The organism is Paenibacillus sp. DS2015 (genome assembly GCF_050433705.1).
Lineage (GTDB): Bacteria > Bacillota > Bacilli > Paenibacillales > Paenibacillaceae > Paenibacillus_AQ.
The window spans coordinates 53,372-74,646 of the sequence record NZ_JBNPWS010000007.1 but is presented as its reverse complement, the minus strand read 5'-3'; the positions used below and the strand labels follow the sequence as shown (position 1 = coordinate 74,646).

15 protein-coding genes and 1 pseudogene are annotated in these 21,275 nt (G+C 43.7%); 2 read left to right on the top strand and 14 right to left on the bottom strand.

Annotated elements, in window-relative coordinates:
* Positions 1-69: 69 nt before the first annotated feature.
* From J2T13_RS08685 to J2T13_RS08675, 3 genes and pseudogenes are all read right to left on the bottom strand, one after another.
* Entirely contained in the window at positions 70-2,880 is a 2,811-nt protein-coding gene (locus tag J2T13_RS08685) for a glycoside hydrolase family 2 TIM barrel-domain containing protein (RefSeq protein WP_429370314.1), read from the bottom strand.
* 403 nt (positions 2,881-3,283) lie between these two features.
* Positions 3,284-3,583 (bottom strand): annotated as a pseudogene (locus tag J2T13_RS08680) (cupin domain-containing protein).
* A gap of 104 nt (positions 3,584-3,687) precedes the next feature.
* Entirely contained in the window at positions 3,688-3,843 is a 156-nt protein-coding gene (locus J2T13_RS08675; protein WP_429370312.1) for a hypothetical protein, read from the bottom strand.
* Positions 3,844-4,094: 251 nt separating this feature from the next.
* Here J2T13_RS08675 and J2T13_RS08670 point away from each other — a divergent pair, with 251 nt between their 5' ends.
* Complete coding sequence (locus J2T13_RS08670) at positions 4,095-5,084, top strand: DUF4003 family protein (RefSeq protein WP_429370310.1); 990 nt, start codon at positions 4,095-4,097, stop codon at positions 5,082-5,084.
* A 289-nt stretch (positions 5,085-5,373) separates the two neighbouring features.
* Here J2T13_RS08670 and J2T13_RS08665 read toward each other — a convergent pair whose 3' ends face one another.
* The 5 genes from J2T13_RS08665 to J2T13_RS08645 all read right to left on the bottom strand — a co-directional run bounded on the left by J2T13_RS08665 (position 5,374) and on the right by J2T13_RS08645 (position 13,480).
* Complete coding sequence (locus tag J2T13_RS08665) at positions 5,374-6,270, bottom strand: SDR family oxidoreductase (protein WP_429370308.1); 897 nt, start codon at positions 6,268-6,270, stop codon at positions 5,374-5,376.
* Positions 6,271-6,708: 438 nt separating this feature from the next.
* Positions 6,709-7,245 carry a CueP family metal-binding protein gene (locus J2T13_RS08660; protein WP_429370306.1) on the bottom strand — a complete coding sequence of 179 codons (537 nt, stop codon included), beginning with the start codon at positions 7,243-7,245 and terminating at the stop codon, positions 6,709-6,711.
* 382 nt (positions 7,246-7,627) lie between these two features.
* Complete coding sequence (locus J2T13_RS08655) at positions 7,628-10,417, bottom strand: glycoside hydrolase family 3 C-terminal domain-containing protein (protein WP_429370304.1); 2,790 nt, start codon at positions 10,415-10,417, stop codon at positions 7,628-7,630.
* A 277-nt stretch (positions 10,418-10,694) separates the two neighbouring features.
* The gene (gene hpaB, locus J2T13_RS08650; protein ID WP_429370302.1) at positions 10,695-12,143 is read right to left on the bottom strand and encodes a 4-hydroxyphenylacetate 3-monooxygenase, oxygenase component; all 1,449 of its coding nucleotides are present in this window, start codon (positions 12,141-12,143) and stop codon (positions 10,695-10,697) included.
* A gap of 179 nt (positions 12,144-12,322) precedes the next feature.
* Entirely contained in the window at positions 12,323-13,480 is a 1,158-nt protein-coding gene (locus tag J2T13_RS08645; RefSeq protein WP_429370300.1) for a benzoate/H(+) symporter BenE family transporter, read from the bottom strand.
* A gap of 76 nt (positions 13,481-13,556) precedes the next feature.
* On the opposite strand from J2T13_RS08645, the gene J2T13_RS08640 reads away from it, so the two are divergent.
* Positions 13,557-15,002: a PLP-dependent aminotransferase family protein gene (locus J2T13_RS08640; RefSeq protein ID WP_429370298.1), complete on the top strand. Its 1,446-nt coding sequence runs from the start codon at positions 13,557-13,559 to the stop codon at positions 15,000-15,002.
* 99 nt (positions 15,003-15,101) lie between these two features.
* On the opposite strand, the gene J2T13_RS08635 is transcribed toward J2T13_RS08640, so the two are convergent.
* The 6 genes from J2T13_RS08635 to mnmH all read right to left on the bottom strand — a co-directional run bounded on the left by J2T13_RS08635 (position 15,102) and on the right by mnmH (position 21,217).
* Complete coding sequence (locus J2T13_RS08635; RefSeq protein WP_429370296.1) at positions 15,102-15,302, bottom strand: hypothetical protein; 201 nt, start codon at positions 15,300-15,302, stop codon at positions 15,102-15,104.
* 137 nt (positions 15,303-15,439) lie between these two features.
* Positions 15,440-15,883 (bottom strand): DUF2254 family protein, encoded by a 444-nt coding sequence (locus J2T13_RS08630; protein ID WP_429370294.1) that lies wholly within the window; start codon positions 15,881-15,883, stop codon positions 15,440-15,442.
* 341 nt (positions 15,884-16,224) lie between these two features.
* A complete protein-coding gene (locus tag J2T13_RS08625) occupies positions 16,225-17,250 on the bottom strand; it encodes an NADP-dependent oxidoreductase (RefSeq protein WP_429370292.1) in 1,026 nt (341 codons plus the stop codon).
* Positions 17,251-17,404: 154 nt separating this feature from the next.
* Positions 17,405-17,701: an ArsR/SmtB family transcription factor gene (locus J2T13_RS08620; RefSeq protein WP_429370290.1), complete on the bottom strand. Its 297-nt coding sequence runs from the start codon at positions 17,699-17,701 to the stop codon at positions 17,405-17,407.
* Between the two features lie 63 nt (positions 17,702-17,764).
* Positions 17,765-20,050: an IscS subfamily cysteine desulfurase gene (locus tag J2T13_RS08615; RefSeq protein ID WP_429370288.1), complete on the bottom strand. Its 2,286-nt coding sequence runs from the start codon at positions 20,048-20,050 to the stop codon at positions 17,765-17,767.
* Positions 20,051-20,170: 120 nt separating this feature from the next.
* Entirely contained in the window at positions 20,171-21,217 is a 1,047-nt protein-coding gene (mnmH, locus tag J2T13_RS08610; RefSeq protein WP_429370286.1) for a tRNA 2-selenouridine(34) synthase MnmH, read from the bottom strand.
* Positions 21,218-21,275 lie beyond the last annotated feature (58 nt).

Here is a 21,275-nt window from a genome sequence, read left to right as displayed (position 1 = left end):
AATCTGCTGAATGAACAAGGCTTATTGTATATTATTTACTCCTGTCGGAGTGGCGCAGGCCGCACCCGTTTATTGGATCAACTGAAGAAGCTCTGCTGTGCTTACTTTGTACTGTGGCTTGAATTCCTTGGATGCAATATAACTCCCCAGGCTTGACAGGAACTGCCTTCCTTCCGGTGTTGCCCCTGCTTTGCCCGCGTCTAAAGCACATACCATCAGGTTGCCAGAACCTACTTGACACTCAAAGAGAAAACCGAGTTTATGATTGCGCTCAAAGTTGTCGATCGTCTGCACGATCGGGCTCCATTCCTGGTCCGTTCCATCCAAGATGATCGACTTCGAGTGTTGAACAATACTCCACCAGGGGTAGGTGGAATATTGTTCGCACGGGAAGTCACGGAATACAGGGTGGCTGTTGTCGATCAGTAGCCCCATGGTGCCGACAGGTACAGGTCGGTTCATATTCTCAGAAATGGACCGAAACATCGGGTAACACCAGAAATCCGTACAGTAAAAGCCTTCAACAGCGTTGTGGAGAGACTCCGGTTTCGGCATAAGTAACACATTTTCACCTTGCTCCAGCAACGCAAGCGCCTCATCGGAAAGCTCCTCGAATAAGTGGATGCCCTCAAGCACGCTGCGGTTCTTCTCTGGATAAATCCACAGGTCGTAGGTCTTACGGATATTCGTTCCCTCGATCCACAAGGAGAATACAGCTTTACTCATCTGCGCAACGGTAGGAAGATCGATGGCCACCTGGCAGATATCTATGTAATTCTCCTCTGCTGGGACTACTGCTGTGGCTCTACCTTCCGCCAGCGTTCCTCGGTTTACGCTCAGATCCCAGTGAAGTTCAAGGGTATCGGGGGTCCCACTCCGGTACAAGCACAACTCGACGTGGGCGCTGAACTGCTCGCCGGAGACGTAGTTGTACCTCGGGAATCTCGCCATCAGGACGGCATCACTGCAGAACGTGCGCCATTCCTCCGGCGTTATCATTCCCTTGGAATCCATAAAGGCGTCGAGGATGCCGACTAACGCTGTTCCTTGTCCGCTGAAATCCTGCAGATCCAGCAGTTGGAAGCCGGCAAGTCTCCGGGAGCGGAAGGCTGCCTCCAGTTCCTCTTTGTAGCAGGCTACAGCCAGCTGTCCTGAGCACTCGAAGTATTTGGTAGCGAGATGGCCCAGCCCTTTACTTTCCAACCGTTCCCGGAAGATTCTGAAATTTTCGGCTTTGAGCGGGCCTTTGTATTTCCCGATTTCCTCATAGTCTGGGTAGGTAGCGAATTGTCCAATCTCATGAGAGATAACCGGAATCTGCGGAATCCATTCTTCGGCCGCATCGCCGAGCTGTACCGTCTTGGCTTCGGTTCCGTACTGAATTTGGATCGTACCTCCAGCCTCCGTGACTTCATTGTTCCGTAGAGATGGAGGTACGATCTGATCGTCATAGTCCTTCATCGTTCCTGGTAGGTCGGTCTGAACATGTCCTAGGGGGGCGTCACACATCGCATAGGAGCCCCTGAATAAACGATCCCTGGAAAAGCGCACTCCGCTAAAGAAATCGTCATGCTCCAGAACTTCCGGCACAAATTGATGGTTATTGGATCCCTGTGTGTACAGATGTCTATTGTCGAACGCTTTATAGTCTTTCAGAATGGAATCAATCTTGGTTCTACTGCCCCATAGCTCGTTGCCAAGTGACATCATCACGAAAGAAGGGTGATTGCCGAACGCCTGCAGAATAGCATATCCCTCGCTGATCAGATAGTCCTGCTCCGCCTGGTTATGGCCCTCGTCGGTTTCTTCCGTAATTGTTCCCCAGAATGGCAGCTCTGGCTCCATGTAAATACCGAGCATGTCCGCAGCGGTAAAGGCAGCTTCCGGCGGGCAGCAAGTGTGGAAACGGTAATGATTGATGCCGTAGGACTTGGATATCCCAAGGATTCTCAACCATTCTTCAACATCAGTCGGAGCATATCCGGTCAGCGGGAAAATTAGGCCGTCATGTTTGCCGCGAAGGAAGGTCTTCTCCCCGTTGATCGTAAATTTGTCACCTTCCGTTCTGAATGCACTCAGGCCGAAGATCAGTTCATGTCGATCGATTGCTACACCATCTCTGTCTTTCAGAACGATGCTAATATTATAAAGATTGGGCGCGGATTCGCTCCAGAGCAGCGCGTCCGTACCTAACTCGTAGCCAATAGAAAATTGACCCGGTGATATTGCGAACTCCTGCTCGGGCACCGAGTGTGTCGTCAGACTGTTAAAACTTGTGGCTGTTACAGCAACGGGTCCTTCAACTGTGCCTTTCAGGGATGCTGTGATTTTGACAGACCGGGTGGACAGATCCGGATCGAGCCGGATTCCGCTCAAGTATGACTCACCGTAAAATTGAAGCTCGATGCGCCCGGTGATTCCGTTCCAGTTGGTCTGGGTATCAGGCGAAGTTAAATGTCCGCCTTTGGTCGGATAACCGGTATTGTCGACCCGAACGGTGATCATCTGTCTGCCTGCCCGAAGCTGGCCGGTCAATTCGTAAATATGTGGGGTGTTCAGACTATCACGGTTGCCAATCTCTTGATCGTCTAGCCAGAGTGACGTCAGCCGTGTTCGTTCCAGATATAGAAAGCATGCCTTTCCGGCGAGTTCGTCCGGTATTACTATCTCCCTGGAGTACCAGGCCTGTCCCTCAAACAGGTATTCATCCGTCAGGGCACCGACTAAAATATCATTGTTCTTCGGTCCCTTACGAGCGTACGATGTTGTGCCTGGCAATGTAATGACATCCGAAAAAGGCAACAGCTCTCCCTGTCTCTCCTCATCTAATTGCAACTTCCATTCGCCTTCAAGACTGATCTTTGTCTGCAAAACTATCACTCCTAATCACTGTGTCTAGATAAAAGTTTTAAGCTGTTGGCTGGTTTTGTCCAATTCGTACACTTCGGCTGTGTCGCAGAAGAGGCTGCCAGATCAGTTGATTTGATTGTAACAAATTAAGAACCTTTATCAATATCAGTATTTTCACAAACTTTACGCCAATCTTGATACTCGAAAGCTACGCCTCTGAGGATACTGATCCAGATACTGACACTTATGAAGTAAAAGAGACAGAGAAGTACATAAAAAAGGGCGACTTTTCATTCGGAATCGACGTAACAGTTCATTATCCAAATTAAAAGCTGGATAACTCATCATTTCTCGAGTCATCCAGCTTCTTCTGCGATACAGGATATCTTTAATTTGAGTATATTACAGACAATACGCTATAGAATTCGGCCTGTTATTTTATATTGCTATATTCTTCATCCGTTACGGGTTCCAACCATTCGGTGTCTCCCATTTGGACGTTTGTACTTATCGCAATATGTGTGAACCAAGTATCTGCTGTAGCCCCATGCCAATGTTTCACATCCGGACTGATTTCACTGCGTCTCCTTCATGCAGCACTTGTACCGGTTTACCTTCTTCCTGATAATATCCTATGCCGCCAGTTACAGGCTTCCCCTATGAAATAATTATTCGTTATTTTTTCCCCTTTCGGGAAGATTACACTTTCAGATAACTGATTTGATTTATTCATTTTTTTATGAACCTCGTCTAATAAATGTAGTTATGATGAACCGGGACTTCAGTCCGTAAAGGAAAGTAGCGTGTATTCATTTGGACACAGCAGCACTTTTCAACTTACTCCTGTTGTTGAGTAGGACGAATAATCATTTCATTGATTGCAACGTCCTCAGGTTCTTCAATCGCCAAAGCAATCGCACGCGCAATACTTTCTGCTTTAATTGCTCCTGTATACAGCTCATCTTGACCGAGCAAAGGACAAGTTTGCTTCATAAAATTTAATCGCATGTAAGTTCCGCCATAGCCGACTGTCAGTCTGAACCCGTACAGTTCATATCCGATCTGAGTATAAAGGCGAAGGTAGACTTTAAATATAGTTATCTTTAGCTTTCGTTTCCTTCATTTTTACTTTTTATAGTAAAATGAATATACGTCAAAGCATCTTAGAAGTGTTTCTAGCCAGAGCGATTACTGAAGAGGATCTGTTATGAAGTAAAACACAGTATAGGTGAGAGGTGTATCGAATGGAAGAGCAGTATTCAAAGAGGCTTGAATTGTTCGCAGAAAACGCGCAGAGGATCAAAAAGGAATTTGCCTGGCAAAATGCAATGGTCAACCGTTTGGCAGCATTACTTTACACGGCAGAGAACAAAATTGCAGATGATGATGCAATACGTGCTAGTTACGTGCTTATTAAGGAAAGTACTGGGCGTTTCTCTTCATTTAGGGGGACATCAGTAATTAGTATTGCTACCCTGCTCTCTCTATCTGATGACAAAGAAACGCAGCTTGCAAATACACTGGCCGTGTATGAATTATTGAAGGACGCCAAATTCAGAGCCTCTGATTATCTCGTCGTTGCCGCCTATCAGATCGCCGCTCTTACGACATCGGATCAATATCTACGTACGATAGAACGGGCTAAGATGTTTTACGACAGTATGAAAGCGAAGCACCGGTTCCTTACCGGTCAGGATGACTATGTCTTTGCCGCCATGCTTGGTCTTTCCGATATCGACATTGAAAGCGGTGTGGACCGGATGGAGCAGCTCTATACTGCACTTAAGCCTGAATTTCTGTCGGGGAACAGTGTGCAAGCCCTGACACAGGTGCTGGTTCTTGGGGACGATGCCCCAGAAGCGGTGATCCATGTACTTGCTTTACGCGATTCATTTCGTACACGTGGCATCCGGCTGGACAAGGAATATACCCTTTCTTCGCTTGGTGTGCTATCTTTGCTCCCCTGCAACAAAGATACAATCGTTACTGATGTCTCGGAGACATACGAATTTTTACGCACCAAAAAAGGCTTCGGCAACTGGTCCATTACAAAGCAGGAATTGCTACTTCTGTCGGCTGCGTTGGTAGCCTTCAAAAATGTGGATGATGTGCGGAATGGCATTTTAACCACGATGCTCTCTACTAGCATTACCAATATTATAATTGCGCAGCAGACTGCCATTGCCGTGGCAGCGGCTTCATCGGCTGCAGCTGCAGGTTCCTCTTCGAATTGACTGTGAGGCAAGACCTGAACTTGGTAAAACTCTTCACAACTAGAAATGAAGAATGATTATTATGTATACTAAACAAAAAAACACCAAGACCGATACTGATACTGATACTAAAATAACATCATTGCGTATCTTAATCGACTTTCACAACCTGATCCGTAGTTTCTAATACTCGTTAAAAGAGCCTCGATTTCGAGGCTCTTTTTATTGTAAGCGTATCTTAGTTGAAGCGATATGTCACTGCCCTAGAGATCAAATGAATTAACAATGAATCGAAGTTATTGTGAAACTGTTAAGGCGTAGGTGTACCGCCATTTGCATTGATGGTTTCTCCACTGATATAGCTCGATTCCTGACTGGCCAAGAATACGTAGGCCGGAGCCATTTCAGCAGGTTGTCCTGGACGCCCAAGTGGCGTGTTTATACCGAATTTTTCTAACTTCTCTGTCGGTTGTCCGCCGGCGACTTGCAATGGTGTCCATACTGGCCCCGGTGCCACAACGTTTACCCGGATGCCTTTGCTCGCTACTTGCTGTGCGAGGGCTTTGCTAAAGGTATTAATCGCTGATTTCGTAGTAGCATAATCCAATAGAATTGGTGATGGCTTATAAGCCTGAATTGAAGAAGTATTAATGATAGAGCTACCCGGCTTCATATGTTTCACCGCAGCCTTACAGAGCCAGAACAAAGAATATACATTAGTTTTGAATGTGTCATCAAATTGTTCGGTCGTTAGATCTGCAATGTCCTCCACGTACTGCTGCTTCCCTGCAACGTTAGCAAGAATATCAATTCCGCCTAGCTTTTCCATCGCAGCCGTAATCAGTTGCTCGCAGTATTGCTCATCCTTCAGGTCACCTGGAATGGCAATGGCTAGCCGACCCGCTTCCTCGATCAACTTGACCACCTCTTGAGCATCCTCCTCTTCCTCCGGCAAGTAAGACAGTAGTACGTCTGCACCTTCACGAGCAAATGCAATCGCAGTCGCACGGCCAATTCCACTGTCGGCCCCAGTAACCACTGCTTTGCGTCCGTTCAATCGTCCAGTTCCGCGGTAGCTTAACTCCCCTGCATCGGGCACGGGTGTCATTTTTTTTTGAAGACCAGGCTCCGGCTGTTCCTGCTTCCATTTAGCTGTTGGCTTCGGATATTGTGTTGTTGGATCTTGCATTGTGAATTGGTCTGGCATAATCAATTCCTCCTCATGGGTTGTATGTGTATAGTCTAGTAGTTATGTTATCTAACGGTTAATCTCTTCTCTTTGTAACCATGATCGGGGACGTTTAAACTGTTAATATATTTGTTTACAATTAATTCTGATGATACAAGAACAACGTATTATCGTACGTTAGTTTAGCTCTCTTACAAATTCTATTCTCATTAGTAATCTCTCCAAAAATCATAGCTATAGCGCAAAAGGGATCAGTCTAGTGTCATCATAACGTGACATTAAACTGATCCTATAGGTAACCTATTAATATACATAGAAGTATGATGATCCTATTTTTGTGCCGCTGTACATTTCTCCTTTATTCAGTTTCCATATTTACATTTATCTTCGAAAAAATAGCTTACGGTCTATTGACAATTAGCCTAAAAAAGTACCAAAACGAGCTCCCTTTTTAGTCTAGATCAATTGCATTGTTGCGATGCAAGTATTGTCGATCTGGAACGTAGAAATCTCGGATTCCGCCTTTTTTCCGTCGTGTTTGATCGTTATGTGATACGTTTGATCACGCGGCAGCCACAGATCGATAAATCCGTTAGATTGGGATTTCATAGTTTCGTCCAATATCACGGTGCCTTCCTTGTCGGCGATGTATACGCTAAACTCTTCTTTCATCAATTCTCCTTGGCATCCTGTCAAGCTGTGGATTGTGCAAGGGTGCGTTTTCTCGACGTAGGGAGCAATGGAAAGGAAAAACTCATTTTCGGGTAAGTCATAGGTTAATTTGTTTACATCGCCGTTGGTCACGATGAGTTGCTCCGAAGTAATTGAAGCGGACTGAGCTTTTAATATGCCCGTACTGTATTCATGCACCAATTGCTTAATACTTTGCGCATCATTTTCGTTAGGTACGTTTCTTTCAACGCCTCCTGCAAACATATACGCCCCTATTACAACCGCAACCAATCCAATAGCCAGCAATATTTTTCTTCTCAATCTGTATTCCTCCTCTTTTCTCATTTAACATGATCTTTCTATCTCTACGTATATACTATTTATGTTCACTTATTAATGTAACTAGTATTATAACCGAGATATCACCTATGTGGACAGGGCAAAACTGTGAATAATATGCAGAAAAGGAAGTGAAGTTGAGAAGGACCAGTCTAGCCATACTTCAATAGAGCCTTTGAGTCTATTTTCTCTATAAGATCTAGTCTTAACCTCAGGCTACGTTAAAAACACCCAAGCGACCTGACTTATCGGGTCACTTGGGCGTGAAATTGTCATTCAATTCATATCCTGTTTCTTCATTATCCTAAAAGCACCTTAAAACACAAAGCGATTAATACTCACTTGGAAAGTACCGGCGTGTTGCTCAGTTGATTGGGTTAAACTCGATCCAGTCGATCTGCAAACCCGCTTTGACGAAATCCAATTTCAATTCATAAAGGCCTGCTTCAAGTTCGACTCTAACAAGCTTCTGTCTGATCCATTTGCATTCCGTTCCATTCGTTTGAATGGTCGTCATCAATTGATCGTTCAATGTCACATTACAAGCACTTTGAGCCAATTCGGGCTCCGGTGACATAATGTGGACAATGATTCGGTACTGACCGGCCTGATCCACTTGCATGTAGGTCGATTCTGCTGCAGCAGGTTTAACCTGTGCGCTCAGGGATAATGCTTGTACTTTATCCGCCGAGAGAGAGGGATTCGCCTTGAACGTATCGACCGTTTCTATAATTTCATGTTTTCTCGAGAATACCGGTGCCTGCATGATGAACTCGCAAATGTTCATAGCAGAACGCTGAAGCTCTCCCCGGGTTAACGAACCATCTTCCAGGGATTTCATGGTATTGTCCTCCCAGCCATTGATTTCAGCCCCATAGTTAGGCACAACCATATAAAGATCGTTTTGTGCACGAACCATCCAGTTCGTGTATTTGCGATCCGCAGGTCCTCCATGGACGACATCGTTCATAATGGCCCACCAGTCCGTCATTACAATACCTTTAAAGCCCCACTCCCCGCGAAGAAGCGTGGTATTCAGGTCATAGTTGGAAGCTGCCCAATGCCCGTTGATCGGATTGTAGGATGTCATAATCGAATTTGCGCCACCCTGTTTCACTGCAATTTCAAAGCCTTTCAGATAAATTTCTCGCAGAGCGCGTTCGGAGACGACCGCATCTACCTTACTGCGATGCTTCTCCTGGTTGTTGCACGCGAAATGCTTTAGCGTGGCGTTAGAGCCGCCTTTCATAATGCCGCGAGTACATGCAGCAGCAAACAACCCTGAAATCAGCGGATCTTCCGAAAAATACTCAAAGTTACGCCCATTGAGCGGACTACGCCGGATATTTAAGCCTGGTCCCAACAAGGCGTCCACGTTGTAACTTACTAATTCTTGGCCTTCCATGACATAAAGCTCTTCAACCAGTTCCGCATTCCAGGTTGCTGCAAGCAGGGTTCCAATGGCGACCTGGGTCGCCTTCTGCCCGCTATCCATACGAATTCCGGACGGTCCGTCTGCCGTACAAGCAACTGGGATTCCGTAATTGAATAGGCTATCACTTACCCCTCCGAACGCCGAAGCGGTACCCGGTGTAACAAGTGGACTGTTCATGCCTTCTCCTCTGACAATAGCAGCCAGATCCTGATCACTGAGCTGGGCGATGAAGGCTCCCATCTCAACTTTTCCGTTATGGACATCTCTTAATTTATATCCTTGATTTCCCGTTTGCATAAGCGTCTTGGGAAGATTCTTCTTGATCCGTTCTGCCATAGAAATCTTGCGCTTCGGCACCTCTACAAAGGCGAGTTCATACGAACCGTCTTGCTTCAAATTACCGGTCTTCATTCTCATAAAGCTTTCCGTAGGCGCCATCGCTTCTTGCACCTGCAGCACGACTTGAAGAGATTCCACGACGAAACCGCGTAGACCTTCAAATTCTACTTCCTCCACATTTTTGACACTGGTACCTACATAAAGGCGATACGTCCCAGCTTCCAGCACATAAGCGGAAGTATGCCCAGTTACGCCGGCGTCATCATAAGAGGCCATAGAATGAACAGGGAAGCAGACAGTAAGACGCTGCGATTCACCCGGTTGAAGAACTTTGGTCTTCCCGAATGCCGCCAAAGCTTTAGCCGGCTGCCCCAGCTTTCCTTGTGGCGCTTCGTAATAGACCTGTACAACCTCTTTTCCCGCAAAGGTGGTTCCCGTATTGGTTACGGTTACGTCAATTTCAACGTGTTTTTCTCCTTTTGTGGAAGTCAGTTTGGCTTCATCTTGCTCGATTTTAAATTGGGTATAAGATAAACCGTAACCAAACTCAAACTGAACTTTATCTGGGAAGAACGTCTCAAAATAACGATATCCCACATAGATATCTTCTTGATAAACGTTCTTGAATTCATCGCCATAGTTACGGGTAGAGGGATAATCCTCGATGGAATAAGCAATTGTATCGGTTAATTTGCCACTTGGTGTTACCTCTCCAGCCAGTACGTCAGCAATCGCAATTCCTCCTTCCATGCCACCCTGCCAAGAGTAGATGACGCACGGAACCGGATATTTATAACTTTCATCGTTCATCCAGCTCATATCAATAATATTTGATACATTCAGCACAACGACAGTTTTTTCAAAATAGGTCGTTACTTGCTTTATCATCGCTTTTTCTTCTGGCGTTAGTTGGTAGCTTCCAGGCTCGTCAGCATTATCCTGATCTTCTCCCGCCGTACGTCCGATCACTACGATCGCTTTCTCTGATTTGTTTCTTGCATCCGACACCATCTCATCCGTTAAAGGCATTTCCTTCTGGTGCCATGGCTCTGCAGCCCAGCCTCCTCCACCATTGTCAAATGGATTGTGCTCAATCCACTTCTCATAGATAGCCGCAAGCTCTTCGTTGACGGTAAGATTCTCTTTACTCCGTAGACCGTCCAACAGATGAGTTGTATGTGTAACGTGGACACTTCCACCTGAACCTGTACCGCTTCGATAATAATTAACCTGAGTTCTGCCAAAAACTGAAACGTTTTCGGAATTTTGAAACGGTAGAACATTCCGTTCATTTTTTAACAGCACCGCACCTTCTGCGGCTACTATTCTACTAAATTCAGCAAATCCTTCTAATGGAACTCCCTGTCTCTGTGTACTCAATTTGTTCACTCCTGATTGTCTATTAATAATTCTCTATTATACAGTGCTGGTTCTATAAAAACCTACCACGTTCCTTTCGATATTTCCAGTATTTTATATACCTGTCACCTATACAATGAAGATTTACATGTGTTCAACAATAATGTCTTATTGGTTTGCTTCACAATTATATTGAAACTAAACGGGGTCTAAATAAAAATAACCCTTATAAAATAAGGGGTTTATTGCAACGACTATTATTTCAAGCGGACAGAGTGAGTCTATACATACGTGACAATCAAGACAGAAAATCTTTGACACGGTTCTTAAACGTTTCCCTACCTTTATACCCATTGTATAGACGACCATTCACTGTGGAGGAATTCCCAAAGAAAAAACGCTCGTAGACTGTTTGCCTACCGCCAAACGAACTGACGCTCAGTTCCCACGCCAGTCTAGATAACTTCACATTTTCTTTGCCATCCAAGCCTATCCCTTTTAGATAACGGTTCAATTGACCGCTGTTTTCAGTGTTGAAATCCTGTTCATCCGGAATCATAATCAGGCCGCTCCCACCAATTAACTGGATGATTTCAATCATACGGGGGTACATTTTCGGAAAATAAGCATTGGCAGCAAGGAGCGGCTTCCGATTTGGAAGCATACTGCCCCACCGATCAGGGGAAGCCCCCTTCTCGGCCGCCAGCTGCAGTGCCTTGAGCGTTTCCAGTGCGATGATAACCTCCGTTACTTTCTCGATGATATGGTCATGGCTATCGAGTCCAGCTACTTCGATCATGGATTCAATGGTTCCAAGCAGAAACTCCGTTTTGGCAATATTTTTACACATAATCTGTGCGCTGGCATGGGTATGAAAACGGCTTTCATCGATGAGGCGATATGCCAGATTCTCATCCCCACATATAAATACCCGATCCCATGGAATAAGCGCGTCATCGAAAATGACCAACGTATCCATCTCCTCATATCGTGCGCTCAAGGGATAATTATACGTGGATTCGCCCCCGACGAAACTTTCCCTGCATATAAACTTTACTCCCGGGTGATTGCTCGGCACTGCAAATGCGAATGTATAAGGACTTTCCTCGGCAGCCACTGAGAGGAATGGTGGCGGGAATACAAGGATTTCATCCGAGGTCGCCCCTTGCGTATCTAATAGGAATGCTCCACGAATGATGATGCCGTCCTTGGTCTTTTCAACTATACGTGCCGTCTCCGAGTCATCAAATGTCTTTAAAAAGGTTGATAGCCTACCCGCCTTCGGTTGGATAAATGCGTGCGATAAGGTGATATCATTTTCCCGGCAGTATTCATAGTAACACCTTAAATTAGCAGCATATTGAGGGTTTTTCTCTTCCAGAAGGCCCGATGCCGCGGAGAACGCCATAATGGCTGTATTCATATAATCGGGGGCACGGCCCAGAAATCCGTGATGAGTGTATGCCCAGGCCTGCATCATTTCTCTTCTTGCTGCAAGCTCCTTCTTCGTCTTTGGCTGCATGAAGGAAAGTCCAACAGGATCGCCTGTCAGCGGTGAAGAATAAGTCATTTTTGATTTCCATCTGTCTTCCTGCTGCACATCATACATAGAAGCTTGAGTCTGCATAAGCCCCTTGAAAGCTTTATGCTCTGAAATAGTCCCCTCTACCTGTACACCCGCTATCCAGACATCGGGCAAGTGTTTATTTATCCGTTCAATATATTGAGTACCATTTTTAACCGACATGTTCCAATCACCCCCTCGGTTCTACCTTACTGTATTCCGATCAAGGCAGATTTGCATAAACCAATACCTATGTTCACTACCAGCAGCTAGCTTTTTCATCATCATTTCTCTTATCGTCTTCTTTTCCTCTATATATGGCCTTCGGATCTTGATCCGTTTCAGATGGACAGTCAGTCTGGTTATTTCGATTGATGAACCTTACCTTCACCCAGCACTTTAGCAGTGATTCCACCAATCAATAAGGACCAAACGGCAGATGATATCCCAAGAAAAGATACATTTGAGATGGCAATAACGAAGGTAAACAATATCGAATATCTATAGGTTGATGTTGTGAATGCAGTTTGTAAGCTACCTAATAATACACTTAATAGTGAAAATCCAGTGATCATAGTAATGAAGAATGCAGGCAATGCTTCAATAAGAACAATTATTTTCCAAGCAAAGAAGCCGAACAGTGCAACTAACACACCGGATACGATGGCAGCCCGAAAGCGATTTTCCTTCAAACCAGCCTCTTCACTACTACAGAGTGCTGTCATCATCCCCCCTATATTGACTGCATGTCCACCGAATAGACTTACAAGCGCTGTTCCTATACCTGAATAAACAATGATTTTATTCGTCGGAGGATGAAATCCATTCTTTTTCAAGGCGGCTAAAGCGACAGCGAGATCATTACTCAGAATCAACACAGCGACTGGGATTGAGATTGATAAGAAGCCATGTACTGTAAATGAAGGCATAATAACTTGTGGCCAACTAAATTGAGCTTTTGAGATCATCGGAAAATCATATCCTAGGAAAAGCGCCAAGATACCAAAAACAAGTACCCCAAACAGAGGCGGAATCGATTTGGAGAACCTTGGAACAATAAAGAACCCTAAAATTGCAAATCCGGCTATATATGGAGACTCTTTAAAAGCAGGAACAATCTGGACCACATAATTTAATATTAGACCCGCTAACATTGAATCTATTAAGGGTTTAGGTATAAGTTCCAATATCCTATTAAATATTCCCGTGAATCCCAGCAAAGCAATCAAGCCGCCTGTCATCATGAAGCTACCCGCCAGCTCTTGTAACGTGAAATGAGCGGCTGCAGTGCTCAGGAAAGCTACTGCTGTAATTGAATGAGCTCCCGCGAATGGAATTCTATAACGCAGTGACAACAACATATTTAAGCTTCCACCTATAAAATAAACAATAAATAACCATGATATAAGCTCCGGTTGCGTTAATCCGATCAAGTCGGCGGTATTCATGATTAATATCGCTCCACCCGTGCACGCCATTAAAGCAGATAGGATTCCTGCTGATATGTTCTGAGTATTCATTTGTAACGTATCCCCCTTCATTATGTTATGATAAAAATTGATGTGTTATTTTCAATGAAAATGTAGGTGAACTGAATTGTGGAAGATTGATCGTTTAAGTGAACAGCCCCTCTATCAGCAAATTGCTAATCATTTGGAGCAAAGAATTTCATTCGGTGAATTCCCACCGGACAGCCGACTTCCGTCTGAACGAAAGCTGGCGGAGAAGTTAGGTGTACATCGTAGCACCATCATCCTTGCCTATGCAGAACTACGGGCTTTAGGGATTATTGAAAGTCGTTCCGGTAGTGGAACCCGAGTGAGTAAACATAAATGGGGGCTCGTTCCGAAGCATACGCCCAATTGGCACCGATACGTGGAGGGTGGACAATTCTTACCCAATCTCCCCTTCTTGCGTAGAATCCGTGAGGCTCTCGAACAAGACCGATCCTTAATCGACTTTGCTAGTGGGGAATTAGGTGCTGATATTTCTCCTGTATCTGAGATTAACCAGCTCATGAGCCAGGATTACTATACAGAGTATCTCGGTTATGACAATCCACAGGGTTATCTCCCCCTACGCCAATCTCTAGTTACATATTTGAATACGTATCGAAATATATCAACGACTGAATCTTCTATTTTGATCACATCCGGTTCACAGCAATCGCTTTATCTAATTACCCAGTGTTTGCTAGCTCCAGGTGATGCTGTTGCCATAGAAGATCCTTCGTATAATTACTCTTTGCCGATGTTTCAGTCTGCGGGTATACGTTTGTTTCGACTCCCTGTTGATCGTCAAGGGATCAATCCAGAAGACATACGAACGCTATATAGAAAGCATCGCATTAAAATGGTGTTTATTAATCCCAATCATCAGAATCCCACAGGGGTAGTCCTCTCTCCACAACGACGAATCGAGCTGCTCAACGTGACCAGCGAATTAGGGCTTCCTATTGTTGAAGATGATCCGTTTAGCCTTACCGCATACAACGGATCTCCAATACCGCCCATTAAATCCATGGATACTTCGGGCTCGGTATTATATATTGGTTCTTTTTCAAAAATTGCCGCTTCTGGTCTTCGAATTGGTTGGATGGTCGCCCCACATTCGGTCATCGAAAGATTGGCAGATGCCAGACAACAGATGGATTATGGGCTTAGTGTTGTACCCCAGCGTGTAGCTGCCCAGTTTTTGAATTCTCCCTTGTTCCAACCTCATTTAGAAAGATTACGAATGCGTCTTCAATTTAAAAGAGATCTACTTGTAAAGGGTCTACATGACGAGTTGGGTGATCTGGTTAGCTTTCGTATTCCCCAAGGTGGATTGCATTTATGGTGCAAGATTAACCCGAAGGTCAATGAGAGCCGATTATTAGAGGAATGTATCCGAAGAGGTGTCATTTATGTTCCTGGAAGTGTTTATGGTTCTGATACGGAGTATGTAAGGTTAACCTTTGCTAGAGCTAAAGAGGATGAAATTGTACCCGGTATAGCTAAATTTGCAGAAGCCCTCCGCTCCGTTGTTAAAGAATCGCATTAGAAAAGGTAAGCTAAAGTCTGGATATACGATCCCAGCTATTAGTTTACCTTTTCTCATGAATTCCGAATGGTGGTTCGCTTCTTTACGTGTTATTAAATCTTAGCTGTTCGATACGGCCAACCATATTAACACAAACAAGAGGATGGCTACTAGATAAGCTATAGACAGCTTAGATATGTTTGCCTTTGTTTTCTTCTGGTAATTCGTATTTGATGTCTTATTCTCTTTAGAAATCCCGACCAGAAAAGTTGCGACGCCTCCGATGATAGCCACCACAATAACTAATATGTATATGAACATTCATATCCCCCTCGGATATAGCTTTCTCTCTTATGTTAGCAGTAAATCTGATATTGATTATACAGGGTGATTTGGATTCTGTAACCTTCCAATTCACGATTAATTATACCATCCAATTTGGAAGGTCATTATACCTTCTATAGCGCATGATAGAATTGTTGGTTATCTTGTTCAAATAGACAGAGATTCTTAAACCCCTGTGCAATATGTATTGCACAATCCCAGACCGATTGATGTACGCTTGGATCAAGGGATTTAGCCATTAGATCTAAAACGTTTAAAATATCCGTTGAAACCATGACATTACCTTTCGCATAGTGCCTAATATAACCAAATCCATTGTATACATAGTGGTTAAAGTCTCTTTTTTGTAAAATGATTCGAAGGTGATTCTTATCATCTACTAAATAATGAAAGAAGTCAGTTACTTGCGAAATAGAGACAAGCACTTCACCGATTTGGTAGAGCGCAGTAGTCACTGTCTTAGGATCATAATTCCAAGTGATCTTATGGAAAGATTGCCCAGCTTGTAGTTTAAGTCCCCCCAAAGCGGCATTTAATAGAAGAAATGAATAGAACACTTAAAGAACAGGGGTTACCCATAAATTAGACTTAACCTGATAGGTCAACTCTCTTTCTGACATCCTAATATATTTTTTTGAATACTTATCAAGTAAATACGATTCAGACAATTTCAATGTCCTTTCCAGCAGTTATTGTTGGTGTTACTGAGCTAAAAATGATATGCGTACTGTTCTATAAGTTTGCCATTAACGGAAGAATTCAAACGTGTAATGAATAATATGAATCTAACTCGGTATAAACAAAAACGGAAGGGATCCCCTATGGGAGCCTTCCGTTTTGCTCATTACCGATATGAAATACGATTAAAGTGTAATATTACGCTGCTTTACGTTATCATTTATTTCGCGGGATCGCTGACTTTAACAAGCATTTTGCCAAGATTAGTACCTTGGAACAATTGTAGGAATGCCACAATCACGTTGTCGAAACCATCTACAATGGTCTCTTCATACTTTAATTTACCCTCAGATAGCCATATTCCAAGCTCCTGTAGTCCTTCCGACTGCCGATCAGCATAATCGCTGAGAACAAATCCTTTGATAAGGGAGCGGGTCTTGATCAATTTGGACTGAATTCGTGGACCCATATTATCATCCGTACTGTTGTAAGAAGAAATAGCGCCACATAGTGGAATACGTGCATGATCATTTAGTAAGTTCATCACAGCATCGGAAATCGCCCCACCCACATTGTCAAAATAGACATCGACGCCGTTCGGGCATGCTTGTTCCAAATCCTGATCTAGGTTCTTAGTTGTTTTATAATTGATAGCCGCATCAAAGCCAAGTTCATTCTTCAAATAGTCGCATTTCTTATCGGTACCTGCGATACCAACAACACGTGCTCCTTTGATTTTGGCAATCTGTCCAACCAACATACCCACGGCCCCCGCAGCACCAGACACGACGACAGTCTCGCCCTTTTTGGGCTGACCAATATCTAGTAAACCAAAGTATGCTGTGAGTCCTGTCAAGCCAAGAACACTTAAGTATGCAGACACGGGAGCCATCGACTCATCGATTTTACGTACAGTCTTAGCATCTACTGTATTATATAGCTGCCAACCCAGCATACCGATAATTTTATCTCCTGCTTGGAACAGATTAGTCTTGGACTCCACAATTTCTCCAACAATCCCACCAGCAATGACTTCATTAAGGTTATAGGGTGGAATATATGATTTGGAATCATTCATTCTTCCGCGCATGTAGGGGTCCACCGATAAGTAAAGAGTACGTACAATAACCTGTCCTTCTTGTGCCTCAGCCACAGGAATATCTCTGAATTCAAAATCCTTCTTCGTTGGCATACCTGTAGGACGCGAAGCTAAGAGGACTTGTCTATTTTGATATTGCTGATTCATATGATCACTACTCCATTTATATAGATTTTTAAAAATACTATAAAGATTATTTCCCTACAATGATAAATTGTAATACAATGACTATCACAACTTATAATTAAATAGTTTTAAAACTTTCAAATCATTGCTCAAAAATGACGGGTTTCAGGACATATTATATGCTGTCCAAGAAACCCGGTAAATATTCGGTGAAAGTATCTTCTCTAAGATGACCCATCTTATTCTGACCATTTCGTATGACACTTACTAGATCAGCTTCATATAAAATCTTGAGATGGTATGACACATTGGATTTGTCCATACCTATCGATTCAGCGATGGATCCACAGGTATTGTTGTCCCGATGCAGATGAAGATATCGAATCATTTCAATTCGTTTCACTTCTGCTAATGCTTTAAAAATCTTAGCCCTTTTTTCATCATCTTTTAAAGAATATAGTTTGATAGTCATAGAACTATTGTATTCCTCTGTTCTACTTAAGTCAACAAGCCTAAGGATAACGCCCCGCTACTGTCATGAATACCACTTAAGGAAAACCTCTGCTATTGCCTTCCCAGCAGTACCATTAGGATGAGGATCATAGGTTGAACTCATATATTCTGACTTAACTAAATGATCATCAGGAGCATCTTGCGACAGAACTTCTGCAAGGTCAAAGACACGATCTACCCCCACTGGTGGCTCAGTACGAATCTGTTCATTCACTTCTCTCCAGGCTCGTTCCTGTGCTCCATTGAAGTTAAACGGAGAAACTGTACACAGTATAATAGAGGTCCAAGGGTTATTGTTCTTGATTGTAGAGACAATCCTTGTAAGCTCAGTTATGAGTTGTACAGCGGTGCGTTTACCTATATCAAGATCATTGACACCCAAAGCGATTACGACTTCATTCCCCTGTTGTGCTTTATTGAGCCAAGGACCCTCATCCACTGCATCATAGGCTCTCGCCCAACCGGAGCCGATATTCCACACACCCACTGACGCTCCAAGTCCATCCGCAATCCGAGCGACCCAGTATTCATAGTTATCTACCCCTGTTCGAACACCTTGAGTAATAGAATCACCAAAGAATAATAGTTGCTTCTCCACCTGTTTGTTGTAACCTATAAAGCTAGGCAATACTAATAGATTCTCCGATTTCTGAAAAGAAGTAGATGATACCTGTTGCGCTACATCTCCGGGAGTATCATATGCAGTAACTAACATTTGCTCTGTGTTATAGGGTACTGTTTTTCCAGATGATGTTGTTGAAATTGCCCATGTAAATACTAGATAATGTCCTTCAGGAATATCAATGTGAACCTCATCACTCCAGAATTCCTCCCCGGGCAGAACGGTTTTGTGAACTTGACCTTCAAAAGTAATAGGGACTTGGGTGCCCACGACCACATCGCCAGTAGGCTCTACTCCACCATCTCCCACAAAGGCTGATTCTATTCTCCACTCTCCCCCTAGATCACTAGCGGAAGCGACCCCTCCATTGTCCCACGTTGAGTCAATGGCATTGCTGTGCCAGAACTTAAAACGCTGTAGACCACACTCTCTAAGTCGGATATAGGTTCTGTAAGTATGGGTAAACGGCTCTGTTCGGTTCATGATAAAGTTAGTGGCAGTTGATACAACTGTGGCGGATGTATAGTCATTCTGTATTAACATTTTAGTGGATGGATCCAGCTCTTCTATTTGTTCGAAGCAAATTTTTTTCAATTCATCAATCACTGTATCGACTTCAGCTGTAGTGGAGTACCTACCCAGACTGAATCGAATGGCACCTTGTCCAACCTCTTCGGATACGTTCATGGCCTTCAATACAGGTGAGATCGAAGTTTCTCCAGCATGACAAGCAGATCCAGTAGATGCAGCCACATCTGCTAGGGAAGCTATCATTTCATGACCCACTGCCCCCATAAAACTGATATTGAGCGTATTTGGTAACCTCTTCTCTGGATGACCATTTAACGTGATTCTATCTCCAAAAGTCTCTGTTAGTCGTTCATAGAAATAGTCTGTTACTTGCTTAACATGATTTCTAGGCGCTGGGTCCGATGCAATTTCACAGGCTTTTCCTAATCCAACGATATAGGCTGTGTTTTCCGTTCCAGCACGTCTTCCCTGTTCATGACCTGCGCCATGGATCAAAGGTTCAATGTTAATTCCATCTCGAATATACAGTGCGCCGATACCTTTGGGAGCATATAATTTATGACCTGCAATGGTTAAGAAGTCGACTCCTAACTCCTCAACATCCAAGGGCACCTTTCCTGCTGACTGTGAAGCATCTGTATGAAATAGCACACCGTGTTCTCGACAACATTTAGAGATCTCTTTGATGGGTTGAATCGTTCCAGTCTCATTATTCGAATGCATAACCGAGACCAAGATCGTCTGATCCGTAAGCTGCTGTCTAACGTCGTCAACGTTAACCATCCCATACCGATCAACTGGCAAATAAGTAACGCGATAACCCATCTGTTCTAGAAACTGACAGGGTTGGATAACGGCCGGATGCTCAACAGAGGATATGATAATATGCTTACCTTTATCCCTATAGGTGTGGGCTACACCCTTGATTACTGTATTATTGGCTTCGCTACCTCCGCTAGTAAAAAGAACTTCCGTAGGTGCACAATTCAGGAAATCGGCAACCTGCTTCCTTGCTTGAACTACGACAGACTTCACTTGTGTTCCTAAGGTATGACTGCTTGAAGGATTTCCAAAATGACCATATATGTATGGAATTATAGCATCGGCTACTTCCTTATCGACAGGTGTTGTAGCGTTATAGTCTAAATAGATCATTTCTTCAACCTTCCTCTAGTTCATGTTATATGCGAATACTATAGTAACGCGAAGGCTCCATTCACAAGTTGTGAAAAGAGCCTTAAGTTTAACATCATTTTTTCATAAAATAATCACATATCAAGTATTCTGGCTATTTACATCGTTTAAATAAGAAAGAACAGCAGCTTCTGCTTCATCTAAATTGTTTACCGAGATAATAATCTTCTCGATGTCTTCATACTGATTAGATGAATGCTCATATTTGGGGTCGTAATAATACTCTAGCAGTAGCGCCACAGCCTCACCGAACATATCAGCCTGCAGATTCTGTTCGATCTCTGCCGCAATCGGTATATGGATACGCGATTTGATGTTATGAAAGGCTGTAATATATTGTTCTTTAAATTGTTCAGGTTTGTAATCCTCAAGGATCTGTTGCACTCTAGATTCCATCGGCAGTTCTATCCAAATCTGTGTTCCTATTTCTTTCTGGTGAGCCAAGAACTGCGGCATCACAATTTTCCCAATTCTTTTGCTCTCGGCTTCAAACAGTACGTAAGGTGAAGGCTCTAACGCAATTAACTCCTCCAAAAGAAGAGCATCAAAAGTCTTCTGATTGTTCGCATGGAGTCCAATCTGCCCAAATATGGAGCCGCGGTGCCCTGCTAACCCTTCCAAATCTAATATGGGATGACCTAGATTCTTCAGGCGGTGCAAAAGGTTTGTTTTACCTGTACCGGTATACCCATGAATCACGTAGGACTTCGGTTTGAAGTCGTAGGTATCCAAGCTCTCTAATACCCATTTACGGTAAGCTTTGTAGCCACCAATCAATCGGTAAGCATGGATATCCATTAAGGATAATACCGTTGCAGTTGTACGACTTCGCATCCCACCCCGCCAACAGAAGACAGCCTTATCCCCTTCAATGGCTCCAAACTCTTTAATGAAGGTAGGTAACTTAGCCGAGACAATCTCTAGACCACGTTCTTTCGCAGCATGAACACTGACCTGCTTGTACAACGTACCCACTTCAGCACGCTCTTGATCATCGAAAAAAGGGATATTCAGACTGTCCGGCAGTGTTGAGTCTTGAAATTCGGAAGGTGAGCGGACGTCAATGACGGTCATCTGCTTCCTGTTCTTTAGCGCTCTTAACTCTTCTAGCGTAATATCCTGAAACAAATGTTGTCGCTCTCCTCTTATATCTAACAGTCATGAGAATCTTCTGACTAGATTTGAA